16 protein-coding genes are annotated in these 16836 nt (G+C 45.0%); 1 reads left to right on the top strand and 15 read right to left on the bottom strand.

The features are described 5' to 3' along the window. Positions 1 to 61: 61 nt before the first annotated feature. From had to DESGI_RS09335, 7 genes are all read right to left on the bottom strand, one after another. Positions 62 to 1141, bottom strand: a complete 1080-nt coding sequence (gene had / locus DESGI_RS09365; protein WP_006522595.1) for a 6-hydroxycyclohex-1-ene-1-carbonyl-CoA dehydrogenase — start codon at positions 1139 to 1141, stop codon at positions 62 to 64. Positions 1142 to 1170: 29 nt separating this feature from the next. Beyond that, on the bottom strand, positions 1171 to 1935 hold the full coding sequence (locus DESGI_RS09360; RefSeq protein WP_006522594.1) for an enoyl-CoA hydratase/isomerase family protein: 765 nt from the start codon (positions 1933 to 1935) through the stop codon (positions 1171 to 1173). Positions 1936 to 2061: 126 nt separating this feature from the next. Next, positions 2062 to 3192, bottom strand: a complete 1131-nt coding sequence (oah, locus tag DESGI_RS09355; RefSeq protein WP_006522593.1) for a 6-oxocyclohex-1-ene-1-carbonyl-CoA hydratase — start codon at positions 3190 to 3192, stop codon at positions 2062 to 2064. 151 nt (positions 3193 to 3343) lie between these two features. Further along, positions 3344 to 3754, bottom strand: coding sequence for a Zn-ribbon domain-containing OB-fold protein (locus DESGI_RS09350; RefSeq protein WP_006522592.1), 411 nt, complete (start codon positions 3752 to 3754; stop codon positions 3344 to 3346). Between the two features lie 5 nt (positions 3755 to 3759). Next, on the bottom strand, positions 3760 to 4914 hold the full coding sequence (locus tag DESGI_RS09345) for a thiolase domain-containing protein (protein ID WP_006522591.1): 1155 nt from the start codon (positions 4912 to 4914) through the stop codon (positions 3760 to 3762). Between the two features lie 42 nt (positions 4915 to 4956). After that, positions 4957 to 5703 carry an SDR family NAD(P)-dependent oxidoreductase gene (locus tag DESGI_RS09340; protein ID WP_006522590.1) on the bottom strand — a complete coding sequence of 249 codons (747 nt, stop codon included), beginning with the start codon at positions 5701 to 5703 and terminating at the stop codon, positions 4957 to 4959. A 15-nt stretch (positions 5704 to 5718) separates the two neighbouring features. Beyond that, positions 5719 to 6468: a class I SAM-dependent methyltransferase gene (locus DESGI_RS09335; protein ID WP_006522589.1), complete on the bottom strand. Its 750-nt coding sequence runs from the start codon at positions 6466 to 6468 to the stop codon at positions 5719 to 5721. Between the two features lie 465 nt (positions 6469 to 6933). Between DESGI_RS09335 and DESGI_RS09330 the strand changes: the two genes are divergently transcribed. Next, complete coding sequence (locus DESGI_RS09330; RefSeq protein ID WP_006522588.1) at positions 6934 to 7605, top strand: response regulator transcription factor; 672 nt, start codon at positions 6934 to 6936, stop codon at positions 7603 to 7605. A gap of 245 nt (positions 7606 to 7850) precedes the next feature. On the opposite strand, the gene DESGI_RS09325 is transcribed toward DESGI_RS09330, so the two are convergent. The 8 genes from DESGI_RS09325 to sucC form a co-directional block, all read right to left on the bottom strand. Continuing rightward, positions 7851 to 9203, bottom strand: coding sequence for an oxaloacetate decarboxylase subunit alpha (locus tag DESGI_RS09325; protein ID WP_006522587.1), 1353 nt, complete (start codon positions 9201 to 9203; stop codon positions 7851 to 7853). A 40-nt stretch (positions 9204 to 9243) separates the two neighbouring features. Next, complete coding sequence (gene mdh / locus DESGI_RS09320; RefSeq protein WP_006522586.1) at positions 9244 to 10170, bottom strand: malate dehydrogenase; 927 nt, start codon at positions 10168 to 10170, stop codon at positions 9244 to 9246. Between the two features lie 514 nt (positions 10171 to 10684). After that, positions 10685 to 12208 carry an acyl-CoA carboxylase subunit beta gene (locus DESGI_RS09315; RefSeq protein WP_006522585.1) on the bottom strand — a complete coding sequence of 508 codons (1524 nt, stop codon included), beginning with the start codon at positions 12206 to 12208 and terminating at the stop codon, positions 10685 to 10687. 14 nt (positions 12209 to 12222) lie between these two features. Beyond that, the gene (gene mce, locus DESGI_RS09310) at positions 12223 to 12624 is read right to left on the bottom strand and encodes a methylmalonyl-CoA epimerase (protein ID WP_006522584.1); all 402 of its coding nucleotides are present in this window, start codon (positions 12622 to 12624) and stop codon (positions 12223 to 12225) included. A 77-nt stretch (positions 12625 to 12701) separates the two neighbouring features. Further along, complete coding sequence (locus tag DESGI_RS09305) at positions 12702 to 13097, bottom strand: cobalamin B12-binding domain-containing protein (protein ID WP_006522583.1); 396 nt, start codon at positions 13095 to 13097, stop codon at positions 12702 to 12704. A gap of 18 nt (positions 13098 to 13115) precedes the next feature. Next, entirely contained in the window at positions 13116 to 14768 is a 1653-nt protein-coding gene (locus DESGI_RS09300) for an acyl-CoA mutase large subunit family protein (protein WP_337833201.1), read from the bottom strand. Positions 14769 to 14814: 46 nt separating this feature from the next. Further along, on the bottom strand, positions 14815 to 15681 hold the full coding sequence (sucD, locus tag DESGI_RS09295) for a succinate--CoA ligase subunit alpha (protein ID WP_006522581.1): 867 nt from the start codon (positions 15679 to 15681) through the stop codon (positions 14815 to 14817). A gap of 26 nt (positions 15682 to 15707) precedes the next feature. Continuing rightward, positions 15708 to 16820 (bottom strand): ADP-forming succinate--CoA ligase subunit beta, encoded by a 1113-nt coding sequence (gene sucC, locus DESGI_RS09290; RefSeq protein ID WP_006522580.1) that lies wholly within the window; start codon positions 16818 to 16820, stop codon positions 15708 to 15710. Positions 16821 to 16836: the final 16 nt, after the last annotated feature.

Here is a 16836-nt window from a genome sequence, read left to right as displayed (position 1 = left end):
TTATTAATGTTTGTTGATAACTAACTAATAGCTGTGCGAGCAAAGTAGGCAATTGTAATAATTAAAAATCTGGTGTTAATACAATTCTCTTGGTTAGCTTGCCAGCATGTGACTCTTGAAAAGCCTGCTCTATTTGACTCATGGGACGAAATTCTACAAACGGCTTAACTTTAATTTTTTCATCCAGGACGTATTTCATAACTTCAGGGTAATACTTGGGCAGGCAGCCCCACGTCCCCATAATCTCAGCATCAAAAGCCATCAACTTGGACAGCATATAATCAACCTTTTGCATGCCGTAGCCAACTACCATCATCCGGCCTACAAAGGACAGTATCGCCAGGGCTATTTCCTGTCCTGCTTTACTACCGGTGCACTCGAAAATTTTCCAGCCGGCAGAAGGTAATTTATTTTCTTTACAATAAGCCTTAAATTCAGCCGCAACATCTTTTACGCTCTTATCCAGCGTACTTATTGCATAAGTGGCCCCAAAGTCAAGGGAACGCTGTAACTTCTCTTTGTTTCTTGCAATGGCCACCACCTGTTTGGCTCCCAACACAGAAGCTATCTGAGTCATATAAACCCCAATGCCCCCGGTGGCACCGGTAACAACTACTAAATCCCCCTCTTTCAGTTCAGCCTTCATGGCGGCCTGATAAGGAGAGGTAATGGCATCGGCCACTACTGATAATGTCTCCAGAGAGAAGTCCTTACGGTCTTCCACTACGCAAAGATCAGCAGCCGGTACAGGTATATGACTGGAGAAACCGCCATAAATACCTAAACTGTTGCCCGGCATTTTTTGTTTTAAGCAACGATTACCACGTCCCGAAGCACAGATATCACAATTATTGCACGGCATAACCGCAGGAATAATAACTTCCTTGCCAATTAATGATTTAGCATAATCACCAACACCATCCACAACTACCCCACTAATTTCATGGCCCAGTGTCAATGGTGGCTTAGTTACTGTGGGCACTCCATCAAAATAATAACCCACGTCAGTATGGCACACGCCGCATCCGGCTATTTCAACCAGTACTTCGCCCTCTTGCAATGCCGGCACATCAATACTGGTTTCAACAAGTTTACCAGGTTCCACCATTTGCCAGGTATCTATCTTGGTCGGTACGGTCATATACTGAAACCTCCTTATATATATTAATTTTATTTACCCTGCCAGACAGGTTTGCGCTTTTCCATAAAAGCTTTTAATCCTTCCACGGCATCCGCGGTTGGCATTAATTCATTCAGGTAAATATCATCGATAGCCTTTAGACCATCAACAAAGCCCTTATTTAGGCCGGCTTTAATAGCCTTTTTAGTCATCGCAAGCACTATTGGACTCATGGTCATAAACCTTTGTAAAAATTGCATCACGCCTTCATCAAAGGAATCAACGGGCAGAACAGTGTTCACCAGTCCCAGCTTATCAGCCTTGGCGGCATTAAATACTTCACCACTCAAAAGCAATTCCATGGCATGGGGCATAGAGGTTAACCTGGGGAGCATATAGGAAGCCAGGGGTGGAAATACGCCGACAGCAATTTCCGGCTGCCCGAATTTCGCTTTTTCTGAAGCTACGACCATATCACAGAAAAGAACCAACTCATAACCACCACCCAAAGCCGCGCCGTTAACGGCTGCCACAATGGGCTTGTCATTGGCATACATATTATGGAATATGCTGTCAAATACCTCAATCATTCTTGATACCTTATCCGGCGTGTGGTCAGCAACGTCCACACCTGCCGAAAAGGCCTTCCCTTCGGCACCTAAAACGATAAGACTACCAGACTGCTCCTTGGCCCATGCAAATGCGTCAGCTAATTCCTCCATCATCGGAATAGTTAAAACATTAAGTGGCGGGCTGTTAAGAGTTATGGAAATCAATCCATCTTCATTACTTACCTTGATAAAATTGTAACTCATATTATCCCCCCATGTACATCTAATTAAGATGCCAACTTGGACTATATATTATAACAGGCGGAGAGACTAAGCCTCGCCCCTCCACCTTTTTCATAATCAAATATAAAGGAATTATTTAAAACAACCTTATTCTTTACGCGGCGCCATAACCGCATCGACCAATTCCTGGTCAAACGGCTTAGCTTCGGCAAGCAGTTGACGGTATTTAATGAAATCAATGGTGTCCTTGCCAGTCAGCCTCTTAGTGCTAAATGCGTTAAATCCAAGGTACGCCTCACTGCTCATATTGGTACCCAGCCAATGACGGTACGCCAGTTTGTTCATATCCCAGAAGAATTTCTTCTTTTGCCTCATCATGTCAATGGACATTTGCAGACAGTTGGGGAACAGGTTTGTAAAGGTCCAGATTAATTTCTCAATTTCAGCATCTAGAAGTGAAAAGTCAACTTCTGCTTCCTTCACTAGCTGCTTGGCCTTGGCTGCAGCTTCACCCGTGACAGGGTCCCCGTAGACAATTTCACCGTTTTCAACAAATTTATCAGTAATTACCTGCGGGTTGCGGATAAATTCACCATTAACTTTGAGCACAGGAACTGCCTTGGATATTAATCCCTTATTCACCATTTTATAGGCACTCCACATTTCGCAGGAAACGCAGTTCCACATGGCATTCTCCATGCTCAAATTCCAGTGCAGGAAGTCAGTGCTACCGCCAACCGGTGCGGAACCATGTCTGGGACCGGCCTGACCGAAAATGGCCAAGTCTGAAGCAATGGCAATGTCACAGGCCATGCCGATTTCTTGTCCACCAGCTACCCGCATGCCATTGACCCGGCAAATAACCGGCTTCTTGCAATCGAGGAGGCCATCAACCATGCCATTGAACAGATCCATGTATTGCATATATTCACTGGGGTTGCTGCTGTAATATTCGGCATACTCAACAGTATTGCCACCGGTGCAGAATGCTTTGTCTCCCACAGCGGTAAATATAACGGCCACCACTGACCTGTCCGCGGATGCCTTGGCACAACCAGCAATAACGCCTTTAACCATTTCCGTGGTATAGGAGTTGTACTGTTTAGGGTTGTTAAGAATAATCCAAGCGGAATAAAGGCCAGGAACCTCATTACCTTTATTGTCTTTTACAGGTCTTTTCTCATAAAGTACGCACGGTGCTTCGGTACCAAAATGCTGTTCATCAAACAACTCATGGTTTTTAACATCGGTTTGGCGGGGCCACTTATTAAGATCCATTCTTATTCCTCCCATACATAACTTTTATTTTATTAATAATTTACTACTTACACCATTCTAACCAATCAATTCTAGCATTAGTCACGCCGGCAGTTACACTTGTCGTCGTTAACCACCCCCTGTTTAAGGAACTAATTAAACACATTATGTTTTATGATTTAACAAATTCATAAGACAACTGGCCATCGGGCAGATTTAAAATATTTATTTGCAAGGCCATGCCAACACTTACTTCTTCTTTTGGAATACTGCTGTCAAGCCTGCCGAAAACTTTTATACCGTTAAAATCCGCCAAGGCAAGAGTATAGGGCACATCTGCCTCGAAACCGGTGGGCGCAAAGCCCGCCTTAGTAAAACTAACCAGGTTGCCTGTTCCCTCAATTTTAAACCAGTCCATTTCGTTACCCAGGCATTCTGCGCAATCCGCCCGTGGGGGGAAATATTGCTTCCCGCAGGACTTACATTGTGTTCCACTTAGTTCACCCTTTGCAAGGTATTCAACAAAAGATTCAACCTTGGTCTGGGAAGCAAAACTTTTTCTTCCGAACTTCTCAAATCCCATCACTTCTACCTCCCCAGGATGATCACGTTGCCGTAAACACCCACTCCGCCAATATTATGAATCAATCCTATTTCGGCCCCTGGAACCTGCATGCCCCCAGCTTCATCACGCAACTGCAACACGATGGTGCGCACTTGCGAGCCACCCGTTGCACCGATGGGGTGTCCCTTGGAGAGCAAGCCACCGTCAACATTGACCGGTATTTTGCCGCCAATATATGTTTGCCCTTCACGGATCAGCTCGACTCCCTTACCCGGCTCGGCAAACCCCAGGGCTTCATAAGCCAGCAGTTCAGCTATGGTAAAACAATCATGAACTTCTGCCACATCAATATCCTGGGGTGTTACCCCCGCCATGGCATAAGCCTCTTGAGCGGCCTTGCGGGCGCATGCTATACCGTAAAGGGTGTCACGGTTCGTAAGCGTCATGGATGCCGTAGCTGAACCCAAACCCATAAACCAAACCGGCTTTGGGCAAATATCCTTAGCTCTGTCCTTGTTTGCAATGATTATGCAAGAAGCACCGTCAGCATTGGCACAGCAGTCAAATCGCTTGAGGGGACTACTGACATATGGAGCGTTTAATGCATCCTCCAAGCTGACCTCCTTGCGGTACACGGCCTTTTCATTAATCGTGCCGTACTTGGCAGCCTTTACCCTAATCATAGCCAGATCTTTTTCCGTGCTGCCGTATTTATCAAAATGAGCGCAGGCGTGCATAGCGTAATATGCGGGCATCATAGAGCCAAAAGGTGATTCCCACATAATGTCGCCACCCCGACCCATCCGTTCTTGGGAATCAGCTGAAGAGATTTCCGACATTTTTTGAAAACCCAGAACCACTATAATATCATGTAGGCCCGATTTAACCATCGCATAACCTGCCCGTAGTCCTGTGGTACTGGATGAGCATACTGTCTCTACCGCAAAGGTAGGCTGAGGGTTTAGCCCGAGATACTCGGCAATGATCCCCGAAGGGCTACGCTGGCTGTCATATTCTGGCGCAGAACAAATAATTGATGCGTCAATGTCACTTTTGCTTATTCCAGCGTCTTGCATAGCTTCTCTAAAAGCCTCAAAGGCCAACTCTCTTATCGATCCCTGATAGCCCCTCACAAATGCACTTTGGCCTACGCCAATTATAGCTACATCTTTTGACATATTGAACCTCCCCGGGATAAATACTTTAACCGGTTAGTAAAATTACAACATTACCATACCGCCATCTATACAGATGGTCTGGCCTGTTATATACGCTGATTCATCAGATGCCAAAAATACTATCATCGGGCCGATTTCTTCAGGCTGTGCAAAACGGCCCAACGGAATACGCTCAAGATATTTAGCACTAAATTTAGGATCACTTGATATCTTTTTGGTCATTTCAGTTTCGGCCATGGGTGCTATGTTATTAACCCGGATATTATACCTGGCCAATTCTTTAGCAGCGGATTTGGTGAGTGCGTAGACTCCACCTTTGGCCGCCGTATAGTTAACCTGGCCAATCGTACCGAGCAATCCAGCAGAGGATGTTACATTTATTATTGAACCGGTTTTTTGCTCCATCATTGGTTTTGCCACTGCCTGCATGCAGTAAAATGTACCTGTCAGGTTGATCTTTATTACTTCATCCCATTGCTCAGGTGTCATTTTCCACAACATAGCGGGCTTGCTGATTCCCGCATTATTAAATAAAATGTCTACCCTACCAAACGCTGCCAGGGTTTCATCCACCATTTTCTGAACTTGTTCCCGGTCAGATATATCTACACTCATTGCGAGGTACCGGGCACCCAGTTCCTTTACTTTTGCTACCACCGGACTATCCGGGCTGATGCTGCGGCTGACCATAACTACCGCTGCACCTTCCTTGGCCAGTGCCAGCGCTGCCGACTCGCCTATCCCCTGCCGCGCCCCCGTAACTATGGCCACTTTATCCTGAAGCTTCACATCTATCACTCCCTGTTAACCGACATTATTTTCCCGGCCCCCGGGCCGGTAAGCCAAGGTAATATTATGCAAACATTCGTTGCCATTTTTCCTGCCATCAGGATTGTAATTCTTGATTTTTTGAAAACCCATCTCTGCAAGCAACATATTAAGATCACGACAAAATAGCGGTTTAATAGGGTATTCAAATGTCTGAGTTACCTTACCTTTTTGCACAGTTACAACGCTAAAAACAATTTTGGTATCACCGTGGCCCGGATTACCCTGAAGTTGTGCCATTACGGTCATCCCTGACCCCATAAACTCTGGCAGAGAAAATTTTTTCTCCCTTTCCCAAATTAAGTCGTAATTCAGGGTATGTATCACAAGCATCCCACCGGGAAGCAGCAAAGTGTAAAACTGAGCCAACGTTCCCCAAATATCATCAGTGTTTGTGAGATAGGAAAGGGAATTTCCCATACATGTTATCAGGTCACACCTCTTTGCATAATAGGTGGAAACATCTCGCATATCCCCCAGCAAAAAGGTAGGATTATGCCCCGCCTCTACTGCTCTGTGTTTGGCCCTCTCAACAATTCGGGGGTCAGTGCCCAGGGAAACAACCTCAACACCAAGGCTGGCCAACATAATTGCAGTTTCACCATAACCACAGGCAACGTCCAAAGCACATTTAATATTATTGTTTTCAACCAATTTATTGATTATTTTACGATGTCCTTCAGTGAGACCCCAGATAAAGGGTTGTAAGTCACTTACTTTTCCCATGGCCTAACCCCCTTATATTGGGCAGCAGCGGTGTTTTATGGCCTTGGAGGTGAAGCCCTGCTGGCAAGCCAGGTTCCGAAGTGTTATTATGATAATAAGACAAGGGACTTGAAAAAAAAATCGCTTAAAAGCATGAAAGCCAGGTTAGATAAGGGTGAATCGGGGATTAACCTTTTCAGGCTAAACTAACCGGTTATAATATTGACACTTATTTATAACAAGGTGTAAAATTTAATATCAGATTTTTTAGAACTGCCAAAAATTTTAGCGAATTTACTTGCTAATTGTTGTTTTGTGTCGAAAAGGAATTATTTCACAAAGTTATGGCGTAATACCGATGGACAAACCAACGGGAATATTGTCTTTGATCCCAATAATTAGTTAGGTGGTTGAAACTCTTACAAACAGGTTTTTAAAAACCCGTTCAGCAGGGTAATGTTAGAAAAATTTAAGGAGGTAAGGCATATGTCACTGATAAACCTCATGATAGTAGACGATCACCTTATGATTAGAGAGGGACTGACAACCATGCTGGGCGACTGTGAGGATATTTCTATTGTGGGCACTTGCGGAGATGGTGATGAGGCCAATCTGATGGCCCGCAAAATTCAGCCGGATATTGTCCTGATGGATATAAAAATGGGGGCCACTAACGGTATTGAAGCCGCCAGAAAAATAATTAACGAACATCCTGAAATAAAAATAATTTTCCTCACTGTTTTTGAGGATAGCGAATTTATGCGCCAAGCGCTGCAGGCTGGGGCTGCTGGGTATATTTTAAAACATATTTCTAAAGAAAAACTCATTGATTCTATTCGCAGGGTACACCTGGGGGAAAAGATAATTGATCCCACTGTATTTAATACTATTGTCACCGACTATATTAAGCTGACAAAAACCCCCAACATACCGGAAAAAACTATGGTGCAAACTGTACAGTTTACCCCCAGGGAAAAGGAAATACTTTTCCACCTCACCAAGGGCATGACTAACAAGGAAATATCCGTAGTCACCCACCTTTCTGTGGATACCATAAAAACACATCTGCGCAATATTTTCAGGAAACTTAATGTTAAGAACCGTTCCCAGGCAATTAACCATGGTATAAAATATTTTAATTCCCTATCTTTCAATTAATGGCCATTCATCTTAAACCAAGGTTCAGTTCGGGTAGCAATGAGAAAAGCAATGCAGCGACCATCTTTTCGGGTTAATCCCATTGGGTGATAACCAGCCAACAAAATTTACACCTATATCACCCGGTAAACAGTGAACAAACATGAAACGTTTAATAGAAAACAGGCCCAATTAAAATGGGCCTGCTTCATTTTGTAAAGTTAAACAGGAAAAAATTCAGTATTTATTTGGGACAATTTCAAGATCTACTTAATATTCTTAGCCTTTCTTTCCTGCAAAAATTTAGGTGCCACCTGCGGGAACAAGGCCACCGAAACAACGTCTTCCTCTTTCTCCATATAAGACGTGCATTCTTCCCTGGCTTTGGGCAACTCCGGCTCAATCAAATCCGCGGGGCGACATTTAATTGGTTCCTCATCGCCAATAATTTTCTTCCGGGCTTCTTCATTAACCGACGCGGGAGGACGACCATAAAAGCCGCGCATGTAGTCCTTTACCTCATTGGTAGCAATCATATAACGTTGACCCAACAGCACATTCAAAGCTGCCTGAGAGCCCACAATTTGACTGGAGGGAGTAACCAGCGGCGGATAGCCAAAGTCTTCTCTCACCCGGGGTACCTCAGCCAATACTTCAGGCAATTTATCCAGAGCATTTTGTTCCTTAAGCTGATTGATAAAGTTTGAAATCATACCTCCAGGGATTTGATAAGTTAACACATTGGTATCCGGACTACAGCTGGCATTATCAAATTCAGCGTAATGCTTACGGACTTCTTTGAAATAATCGGCAATTTCCGAAAGCAGCTCGAGATCCAGTCCTGTGTCATAAGGGGTATCTTTTAGAGCCGCCACCATACTTTCAATGGATGGCTGTGAGCTTTGTAATGCCATGGAGGATATGGCACAGTCAATCACATCCACTCCCGCCTCCACTGCCTTCATATATGTCATAGAGGCCATACCGCTGGTGTAGTGGCAATGTAATTGAACCATGATATCCAGTTTTTCTTTCCAACCTTTGACAATATCATAAGCGGGCTGAGGCGCTAGTATACCAGCCATATCTTTTAAGCAAAGCGAATCAACGCCCATTTCCTTAAGTTCAGCACCCATACGCATATAAAATTCATAATCGTGTACCGGGCTGATGGTATAAACCACCGTACCCTGGGCATGGGCTCCTTCCCGTTTAACATACTCAATAGATTTCTCCATATTGCGTGTATCATTTAAAGCATCAAATATTCTAAAGATATCTAAACCGTTATCTACTGTTCTTTTTATAAACTCCTCTAATACATCATCCGCGTAATGCTTGTAGCCCACCACGTTTTGACCGCGCAGCAACATTTGCAGCTTACTATTTTTAAAATGACGGCGTACCTCCCGCAACCTTTCCCAGGGATCTTCATTAAGAAAGCGCATGCAAGAGTCAAACGTGGCACCGCCCCATATTTCCACAGCGTGGAACCCCACCTGTTCTACCTTCTCCGCAATTGGCAGCATATGCTCGGTACGCATACGGGTGGCTAATAATGACTGATGGCCGTCCCGCATAGTTGTATCCATTATTTTAACTTTTCTATTCTCTCCCATAATAAAACCTCCCAGTTTTCCAAATGCCAGGATATTACCATTATTTTACCAGTGTCATAACATTTCTTACCGACTGTATTGACTTTTGCAAAGCGGCCTTTTCATCTTCAGTTAAGTCCACCTCAAGAATTTTCTCCACACCGTTACCGCCAATTATAGCCGGTACACCAAGGTATATCTCCTTTTCGCCATATTCTCCATTTAAGTAGGCGGCCACTGGCAGTATGCGCTTTTGATCCTTCAGAACAGCTTCCACCATTTCTATAGCTGAAGCACCGGGTGCGTAATAGGCACTGCCTGTTTTTAAGTAGTTAACGATTTCCGCGCCGCCCTTTCTGGTTCTTTCCACTATAGCTTCAATGCGCTCTTTGGGAATTAATTTTTCAATGGGAATACCTCCGGCGTAGCTATAGCGTACCAGTGGCACCATGTCGTCACCATGCCCCCCAAGAACGAAAGCGCTAACGTCTTTATAGGATACACCTAATTCCTGAGCTATAAAAATACGGAAACGAGCCGAATCCAGCACACCTGCCATACCAAACACCCGGTTGGCAGGGAACCCGCTGGCTTTATAAGCCGCGTACACCATAACGTCAAGGGGATTAGTTACCACAATTATAAAAGCGTTGGGGGAAAATTTAGCTGCTTGTTCCGCGCAAGACTGTACGATTTTTACATTGGTACTGACCAGGTCATCCCGGCTCATCCCCGGCTTACGAGCAATACCTGCGGTTATCACCACCAGATCGGAGCCGGCAGTATCCTCATATTTGTTGGTGCCCGTAATGTTAATATCATAACCTTCAATGGGCGCGGCCTCCTGCATGTCAAGCCCTTTGCCCTGGGGCACCCCTTCTACGACATCCATTAGAACAATATCGCCTAATTCCTTGGTTGCCGCCCAATGTGCACAAGTAGCGCCAACGTTACCGGAACCAATAATAGTAATTTTATTCCTTTTCAATTTATTAGACCTCCTATAACAAGCGACTATTACCGGCAAATCACCGTTATTTACTATTTATTCCTTTTGACATTTACAATTTTTTTGGTAATGGGAGCGTTACCATCTTATCTATTTTTCATTGCTTACAATAACAGCAGTACATCCCCGATATTAAAGGTAACCAAATCATGGCTTACCCAGCTTAATCTTTTTCATTTCAATGCCTCCTTAAGTTGTAATTTGGCAGCTATACTGAATCGGTAGACCGGGGACGCCGCTTCAGCATATCAAGCCATCCACAATGCTGGGCTATTAACAAAAACCGTCATTATTTAACCAATACTTATATAATTTAGGTCCTTTTATAATTAACCATTTAATTCCAATGAACGTCCAACGCAATTTAAAACAAATTTAAAATATTATCTCATCCAACACGCCACCGTATAGTCATCAACCACTGGTTTGGGATAGACCAATGTCTGTAACTATGGCCTACCCCTATTATCAAATCATTCATTATAACCGGCTTCTATACGGGCAAATTGCCATGCTTCTTACTGGGCCTGTTTTCCCGTTTGCTATTTAAAATACCCAGGGCGTCAATAATTCTAGCCCTGGTATCACGCGGGTCAATAACATCATCCACAAAACCCCGGGCGCTGGCCACATAGGGATTGGCAAAGTTATCCCTATACTCTTGCACCAGGCGGTTTCTTTCTTCCGTAGGATCTGCAGCATCGGCAATTTCTCTGCGATTAATGATGTTAACTGCGCCCTCAGGGCCCATAACAGCAATTTCCGCTGTAGGCCATGCATAAACCATATCCGCCCTCAATGAGCTGCTACACATGGCCAGGTATGCACCTCCGTATGCTTTACGTAATATAACAGTTATTTTGGGTACTGTGGCTTCTGAATAAGCGTATAACATCTTGGCTCCATGCCTGATAATTCCACCAAATTCCTGGGCCGTACCTGGTAAGAAACCGGGCACATCCATAAAAGTAACCAGTGGAACATTAAAAGCATCACAGAAGCGTACAAAACGGCTTATTTTATCCGATGCATTAATATCTAAACACCCCGCTAAATAGTCGGGCTGGTTAGCTATAACACCGACGGATTGACCGTTTACTCTGGCAAAACCAATAACCGCATTTTTAGCATACAGAGGCAATACTTCGAGAAAATCACCACCATCAACAACGGCAGTAATAACTTTTTTTACATCATAGGGCATATTAGGCTGAACAGGAACAATATTGAGCAACTCTTCACGGTTAACTGCCGGTTCATTGGCTTCATAACAAGGAGCATACTCCTGGTTATTGGAAGGAAGATAGCTTAAAAGTTCTTTGACCATATCCAGGCAGTGTTCCTCACTTTTACCCATGAAGTGAGCTACACCGCTGATTTGGTTATGGGTTAAGGCACCACCCAGCTGCTCCATGGAAACTTCCTCACCGGTGACAGCTTTGATCACCTGTGGTCCGGTGATAAACATTTGGGAAGTGCCATCCACCATAAATATAAAGTCCATCAAAGCGGGTGAATACACAGCCCCCCCGGCGCACGGTCCCATGATAACGGACAATTGCGGTATAACCCCCGAGGCAACAGTATTACGGAAAAAAATTTCTCCATACCCGTTTAAAGCATCAACACCCTCCTGGATTCGCGCCCCACCGGAATCGTTCAAACCTATTACCGGAGCACCAGTGCGCATGGCCAAATCCAGCACTTTACAAATCTTTTGGGCATGGATTTTACCCAGTGAACCACCTATAACAGTAAAGTCCTGTGCATAAATGTATACTTTTCGGCCATTTACCAATCCATAGCCGGTAACCACGCCTTCTCCCGGGTTTTTATTAGGGTCCCCGGCAAAAACTTCTAGTTCCTTGAAGGTGTTGGGATCAAAAATATAATCTATCCTTTCCCGTGCAGTCTTTTTGCCTGTCTCGTGCTGCTTGGCAATCCGTTTATCACCACCGCCGGATTGTACTTTTCCCCTTAATGCCTGCAGTTGTTCCAGCTTTACCTGCATGCTCACTTTGTAAACCCCCTCTATTCGCGTTCACACAATTCAACAAGCGTGCCACAGGTTGCCTTGGGGTGCAGGAAAGCAATTTGGGCGCCACCAGCTCCCCGCCTGGGTTTTTCATCGATTAACCTGACGCCTGCCGCTTTAAGCTGAGCCAATTTTTCTTCCAGGTTATCCACCCTGAAGGCGATGTGCTGAATGCCTTCGCCGTTTTTCTCAATATAGCGGGCTATTGGTCCGTCGGGTGTGGTGCTCTCCAGCAGTTCCACTTCACTATCGCCGGTGGGGATAAAGGCCACCTTGACCTTTTGATCCTCCACTACTTCTTCTTCAACCACCTTTAAACCCAGAATTTTTTCATAAAACTCTTTGGCCGCATCAAGGTTTTTAACGGCTATACCTATATGATCTACTTTTTTAATCACCGCAAACCCTCCTTATTCATTAACTACCGCCGAATATGGATTTACTGCTTCATTTACTATTTTAACCTTTTTTAGGCTTAACCAACCTTGCTCTCAATGTACTCAATTATCGTCTGAGTACTGGTTCCCGGTGTAAATATTTCGGATATCCCTTTTTCCTTTAATTCAGGAATATCCTCATCCGGAATAATACCGCCGCCCAGCACCAAAATATCGTCGGCGTTTTGCTTGCGCAAACCCTCAACCACAGCTGGGAACAGGTGCATATGGGCACCGGAGAGACAACTGAGGGCTACAACAGCAACGTCTTCCTGTAAAGCCGCTCCAACTATTTGGTCCGGTGTCTGACGCAAACCCGTATATATAACTTCCATGCCGGCGTCCCTGAGTGCCTGGGCAATCACCTTGGCCCCCCTGTCATGGCCGTCCAGCCCCGGTTTAGCCACCAGCACCCTGATTGGTTTTCCGCTCATCCACGCACTCCTCCTCGGCTAAAAAACGATTTGCTGCTGATATTCACCAAAAACACCCCTTAGCACATTACAAATCTCACCCAGTGTAGCATAGTTTTTAACCGCCTCTATAAAGTAGGGCATTAAATTCTCGCTGGTACCGGCAACTTTTTCAATATCCTTGAGTAATTTTTGCACCTTTTCATTATCCCGCTCTGCACGCAGTTTGGCCAATTTATCCGCCTGTCTTTGACCAACCAGAGGATCCACTCTGAGCAAATCCTTGGGACGTTCTTCCTGCATCTGAAACTTGTTAACTCCAATAACTACTTTTGCACCTTTTTCAATATCCTTTTGATACTTGTAGGCACTAGTATGAATTTCCTTTTGCATAAATTCAATAGCTTTAGGTGCTCCACCCAAGTCATCGATTTTTTTGATATATTCACCGGCTCTTCGCTCTATTTCATTGGTGAGATTTTCCACAAAATAAGAACCGCCCAGCGGATCCACGGTGTCAGCCGCGCCTATTTCATAACCAATAACCTGCTGGGTTCTTAAAGCAATTAAAACGGAACTGTCACTGGGCAAGGCCAGGGCCTCATCCCGTGAGTTGGTATGCAAAGATTGGGTGCCACCCAGTACAGCGCTTAAGGCTTGATAGGCTACGCGCATAATATTGACATCGGGCTGCTGGGCTGTCAATGTGCAGCCGGCTGTTTGAGTATGAAAGCGCAGCATCATGGATTTGGCATTTTTAGCACCGAAACGTTCCTTCATTATTTTTGCCCATAGCCTGCGGGCCGCCCGGAACTTGGCAATTTCTTCAAAAAAATTCAAGTGGGCGTTAAAGAAAAAACTCAACCGGGGAGCAAATTCATCTACATCCAAACCGGCATCCACAGCAGCCTGTACATAGGCTATGCCATCCGCGAGAGTAAAGGCCACTTCCTGAACCGCCGTGGAACCTGCCTCCCTGATGTGATAGCCACTGATACTAATTGTGTTCCAATTGGGCACATTTTTAGCACAATAAGCAAATATATCAGTTATCAGACGCATGGAATGATCCGGCGGGAATATATAAGTTCCCCTGGCCACATATTCCTTGAGAATATCGTTTTGGATTGTCCCCTTTAACTGTTGCTGTTTAACTCCCTGTTTTTCCGCCACAGCAATGTACATAGCCAGCAATATAGCTGCCGGGGAGTTAATAGTCATGGAAGTGCTTACTTTATCCAGTGGAATTTGATCAAAAAGTGTTTCCATATCCAGCATGGAATCAATAGCTACCCCCACTTTGCCCACTTCTCCCATAGAAAGCTGGTCATCAGAGTCATAACCAATTTGGGTGGGTAAGTCAAAGGCTACACTGAGACCGGTTTGCCCCTGGTCCAACAGGTACCGGAACCGCTTGTTAGTCTCCTCGGACGTCCCAAACCCGGCATATTGCCGCATCGTCCAAAGACGTCCCCGATACATGTTGGGTTGCACTCCCCTGGTGTAAGGATATTCACCAGGAAAACCAAGGTCGTTGTATTGCACACCTGTTAAATTTTCAGGTGTATAAACGGTATTAATGTCAATACCTGAATCGGTGGCAAAATTAGTTTGCCGTTCCGGGCGTTTGGCAGCAAGTTTTTCCAATTTTTCATTATATTTTTGCCTTTTCCCTTTAATGTTTTCCACCATTTCCTTGTCAAACAAACTATCTCCTCCTTTTGCGAACAACGGGGGATTATTTTAATACCTGGCGAAGTAAATCGGGCACTTCAAAGGGCAGTGTAGCCACCTTGACACCTGCGGCTTGTAAAGCTTCTACTTTGCCGTCAAAAGTACCCTTGCCCCTTTCAATGATGGCACCAGCGTGCCCCATACGTTTTCCTGGCGGTGCACTCTTTCCGGCAATATAAGCCACTACTGGTTTGGTCATTTCTTTAATGAACAAGGAAGCTTCCTCCTCGGCGTTGCCACCGATTTCCCCTACCAGTATCACTGCTTTAGTTTGCGGATCTTTTTCAAATTTTTCCAATACATCTATAAAGGAAAGTCCCACTACTCTATCACCACCCAGGCCAACCACCGTGGATTGGCCAAAACCGTTGGCCGTAAGGTTGCCCACAATTTCATAAGTCAAGGTTCCACTGCGGGCTACCACACCAATGGGCCCCTCAACAAAAAATTGGTTGGGAGGAATGCCTATTTTGCATTTACCAGAAGATACAATACCAAAAGTATTAGGTCCTATCACAGTGGTTCCATTACGGCGAGCGAACTCAACTATTTCCATTTCATCATGTAAGGGAATATGCTCGGTAACTATGACCAGTACTTTAACACCTGCGGTAATTGCCTCAAATGCCGCATACTTGGCAAAGATTGCCGATACGAATAATACCGAGGCATCCACCTGATTTTCTTCACACGCGGCAAAAACGGTATCATACACCGGAATACCTTCCACTTCTTGCCCGCCCTTACCGGGGGAGACTCCACCTACAACCTTAGTACCGTAAGCAAGCATTTGGCCAGCATGGAAACTGCCCTGTTTACCTGTAATCCCCTGAATAATAACATCGGTCTTTTCATCTATAATAATGGCCACTATATAAACACTCCTTTATCTGCACGTTAATTAGCGTTTGCTATTTCTACGGCCTTGGCTGCAGCTTCTTGCATTACTTTATAAGCTTCCATACCGTTTTCTTTAATTATTCTGACCCCTTCCTCCTCATTGGTGCCAACCAACCGGATAACAACAGGGACCGGAATTTCTCTGGCTTTTTTAACCTGGATAAGGGCATTGGCCACATCATCGCATCGAGTAATGCCTCCAAATATATTAATAAAAATAACCTTGGGATTGGTCTGCAGCAGCAACTCGATAGCCTTTACAGTACCCTCCATACCCGTGCCACCGCCGGCATCCAAAAAATTAGCCGGTTTACCGCCGTAGTGGGACAGCGTATCCAAGCTGCCCATGGACATCCCGGCTCCATTGGCCATGACAGCAATATCGCCGCCCAGCTCTACAAATGCCAGTCCCAGGTCATGGGCTTGCTTTTCAATATTTGTACGATCCTCCACGTAGGGAATATCCTTTTGCCGGAACAGGGCATCGTCATCGATGGTTACTTTGGAATCCGCGGCAATCAAAGTATCGCCGCTAATTACCAGCGGGTTGATTTCCACCAATTCGGCATCCTTTTCACGGAATAGTTTATATAGAAGAGGCAACAAGCTATTAAATTCATTGCCGACTTGTCCGGTAAGACCTAACCGCCTGGATATTTCCCGGCACAAGAATGGTGGCACTCCCATGGGTAAATCAATGTGCTGTTTTACAATATGCTCATCCGGTACTTCCTCTATGTCCATGCCGCCCTGGATAGAAGCAATGATTACGGGCTTTTTGGCTGAACCGTCGACGGTGATGGCCAGGTATAATTCTTTATCGATTTTAATTTTTTCCTCTACCAACACCTTTTCCACTTTATGGCCGTTCAGGACCATTGACAATACCTGGGATGTTGCTTCCCTGGCCTCTTCAGGGTTATCGGCAAACTTAATTCCGCCACCCTTGCCCCTTTTGCCGGCCAAAATTTGGGATTTCACCACCACAGTGCCGCCTATTTCCTGGGCCACCTTAGCTGCCTCGTCCGGGGTAGTCACCATCCTACCACGGGGCACTGTTATGCCATAGGATGAAAAGAGATCCTTACCCATGTACTCAAATAGTTTCACAACTGATCCTCCCTTT

It is taken from the genome of Desulfoscipio gibsoniae DSM 7213 (genome assembly GCF_000233715.2).
GTDB lineage: Bacteria > Bacillota > Desulfotomaculia > Desulfotomaculales > Desulfallaceae > Sporotomaculum > Sporotomaculum gibsoniae.
This window is presented reverse-complemented; position numbering and strand designations above follow the sequence as displayed.

What these genes read in the sequence shown, in the direction of transcription:
- DESGI_RS09350 (WP_006522592.1), bottom strand. Translation starts at nt 3,754, where the DNA reads ATGGGATTTGAGAAGTTCGGAAGAAAAAGTTTTGCTTCCCAGACCAAG.
- DESGI_RS09345 (WP_006522591.1), bottom strand. Translation starts at nt 4,914, where the DNA reads ATGTCAAAAGATGTAGCTATAATTGGCGTAGGCCAAAGTGCATTTGTG.
- DESGI_RS09300 (WP_337833201.1), bottom strand. Translation starts at nt 14,768, where the DNA reads ATGGTGGAAAACATTAAAGGGAAAAGGCAAAAATATAATGAAAAATTG.
- DESGI_RS09360 (WP_006522594.1), bottom strand. Translation starts at nt 1,935, where the DNA reads ATGAGTTACAATTTTATCAAGGTAAGTAATGAAGATGGATTGATTTCC.
- DESGI_RS09330 (WP_006522588.1), top strand. Translation starts at nt 6,934, where the DNA reads ATGTCACTGATAAACCTCATGATAGTAGACGATCACCTTATGATTAGA.
- DESGI_RS09335 (WP_006522589.1), bottom strand. Translation starts at nt 6,468, where the DNA reads ATGGGAAAAGTAAGTGACTTACAACCCTTTATCTGGGGTCTCACTGAA.
- DESGI_RS09305 (WP_006522583.1), bottom strand. Translation starts at nt 13,097, where the DNA reads ATGAGCGGAAAACCAATCAGGGTGCTGGTGGCTAAACCGGGGCTGGAC.
- DESGI_RS09325 (WP_006522587.1), bottom strand. Translation starts at nt 9,203, where the DNA reads ATGGGAGAGAATAGAAAAGTTAAAATAATGGATACAACTATGCGGGAC.
- oah (WP_006522593.1), bottom strand. Translation starts at nt 3,192, where the DNA reads ATGGATCTTAATAAGTGGCCCCGCCAAACCGATGTTAAAAACCATGAG.
- had (WP_006522595.1), bottom strand. Translation starts at nt 1,141, where the DNA reads ATGACCGTACCGACCAAGATAGATACCTGGCAAATGGTGGAACCTGGT.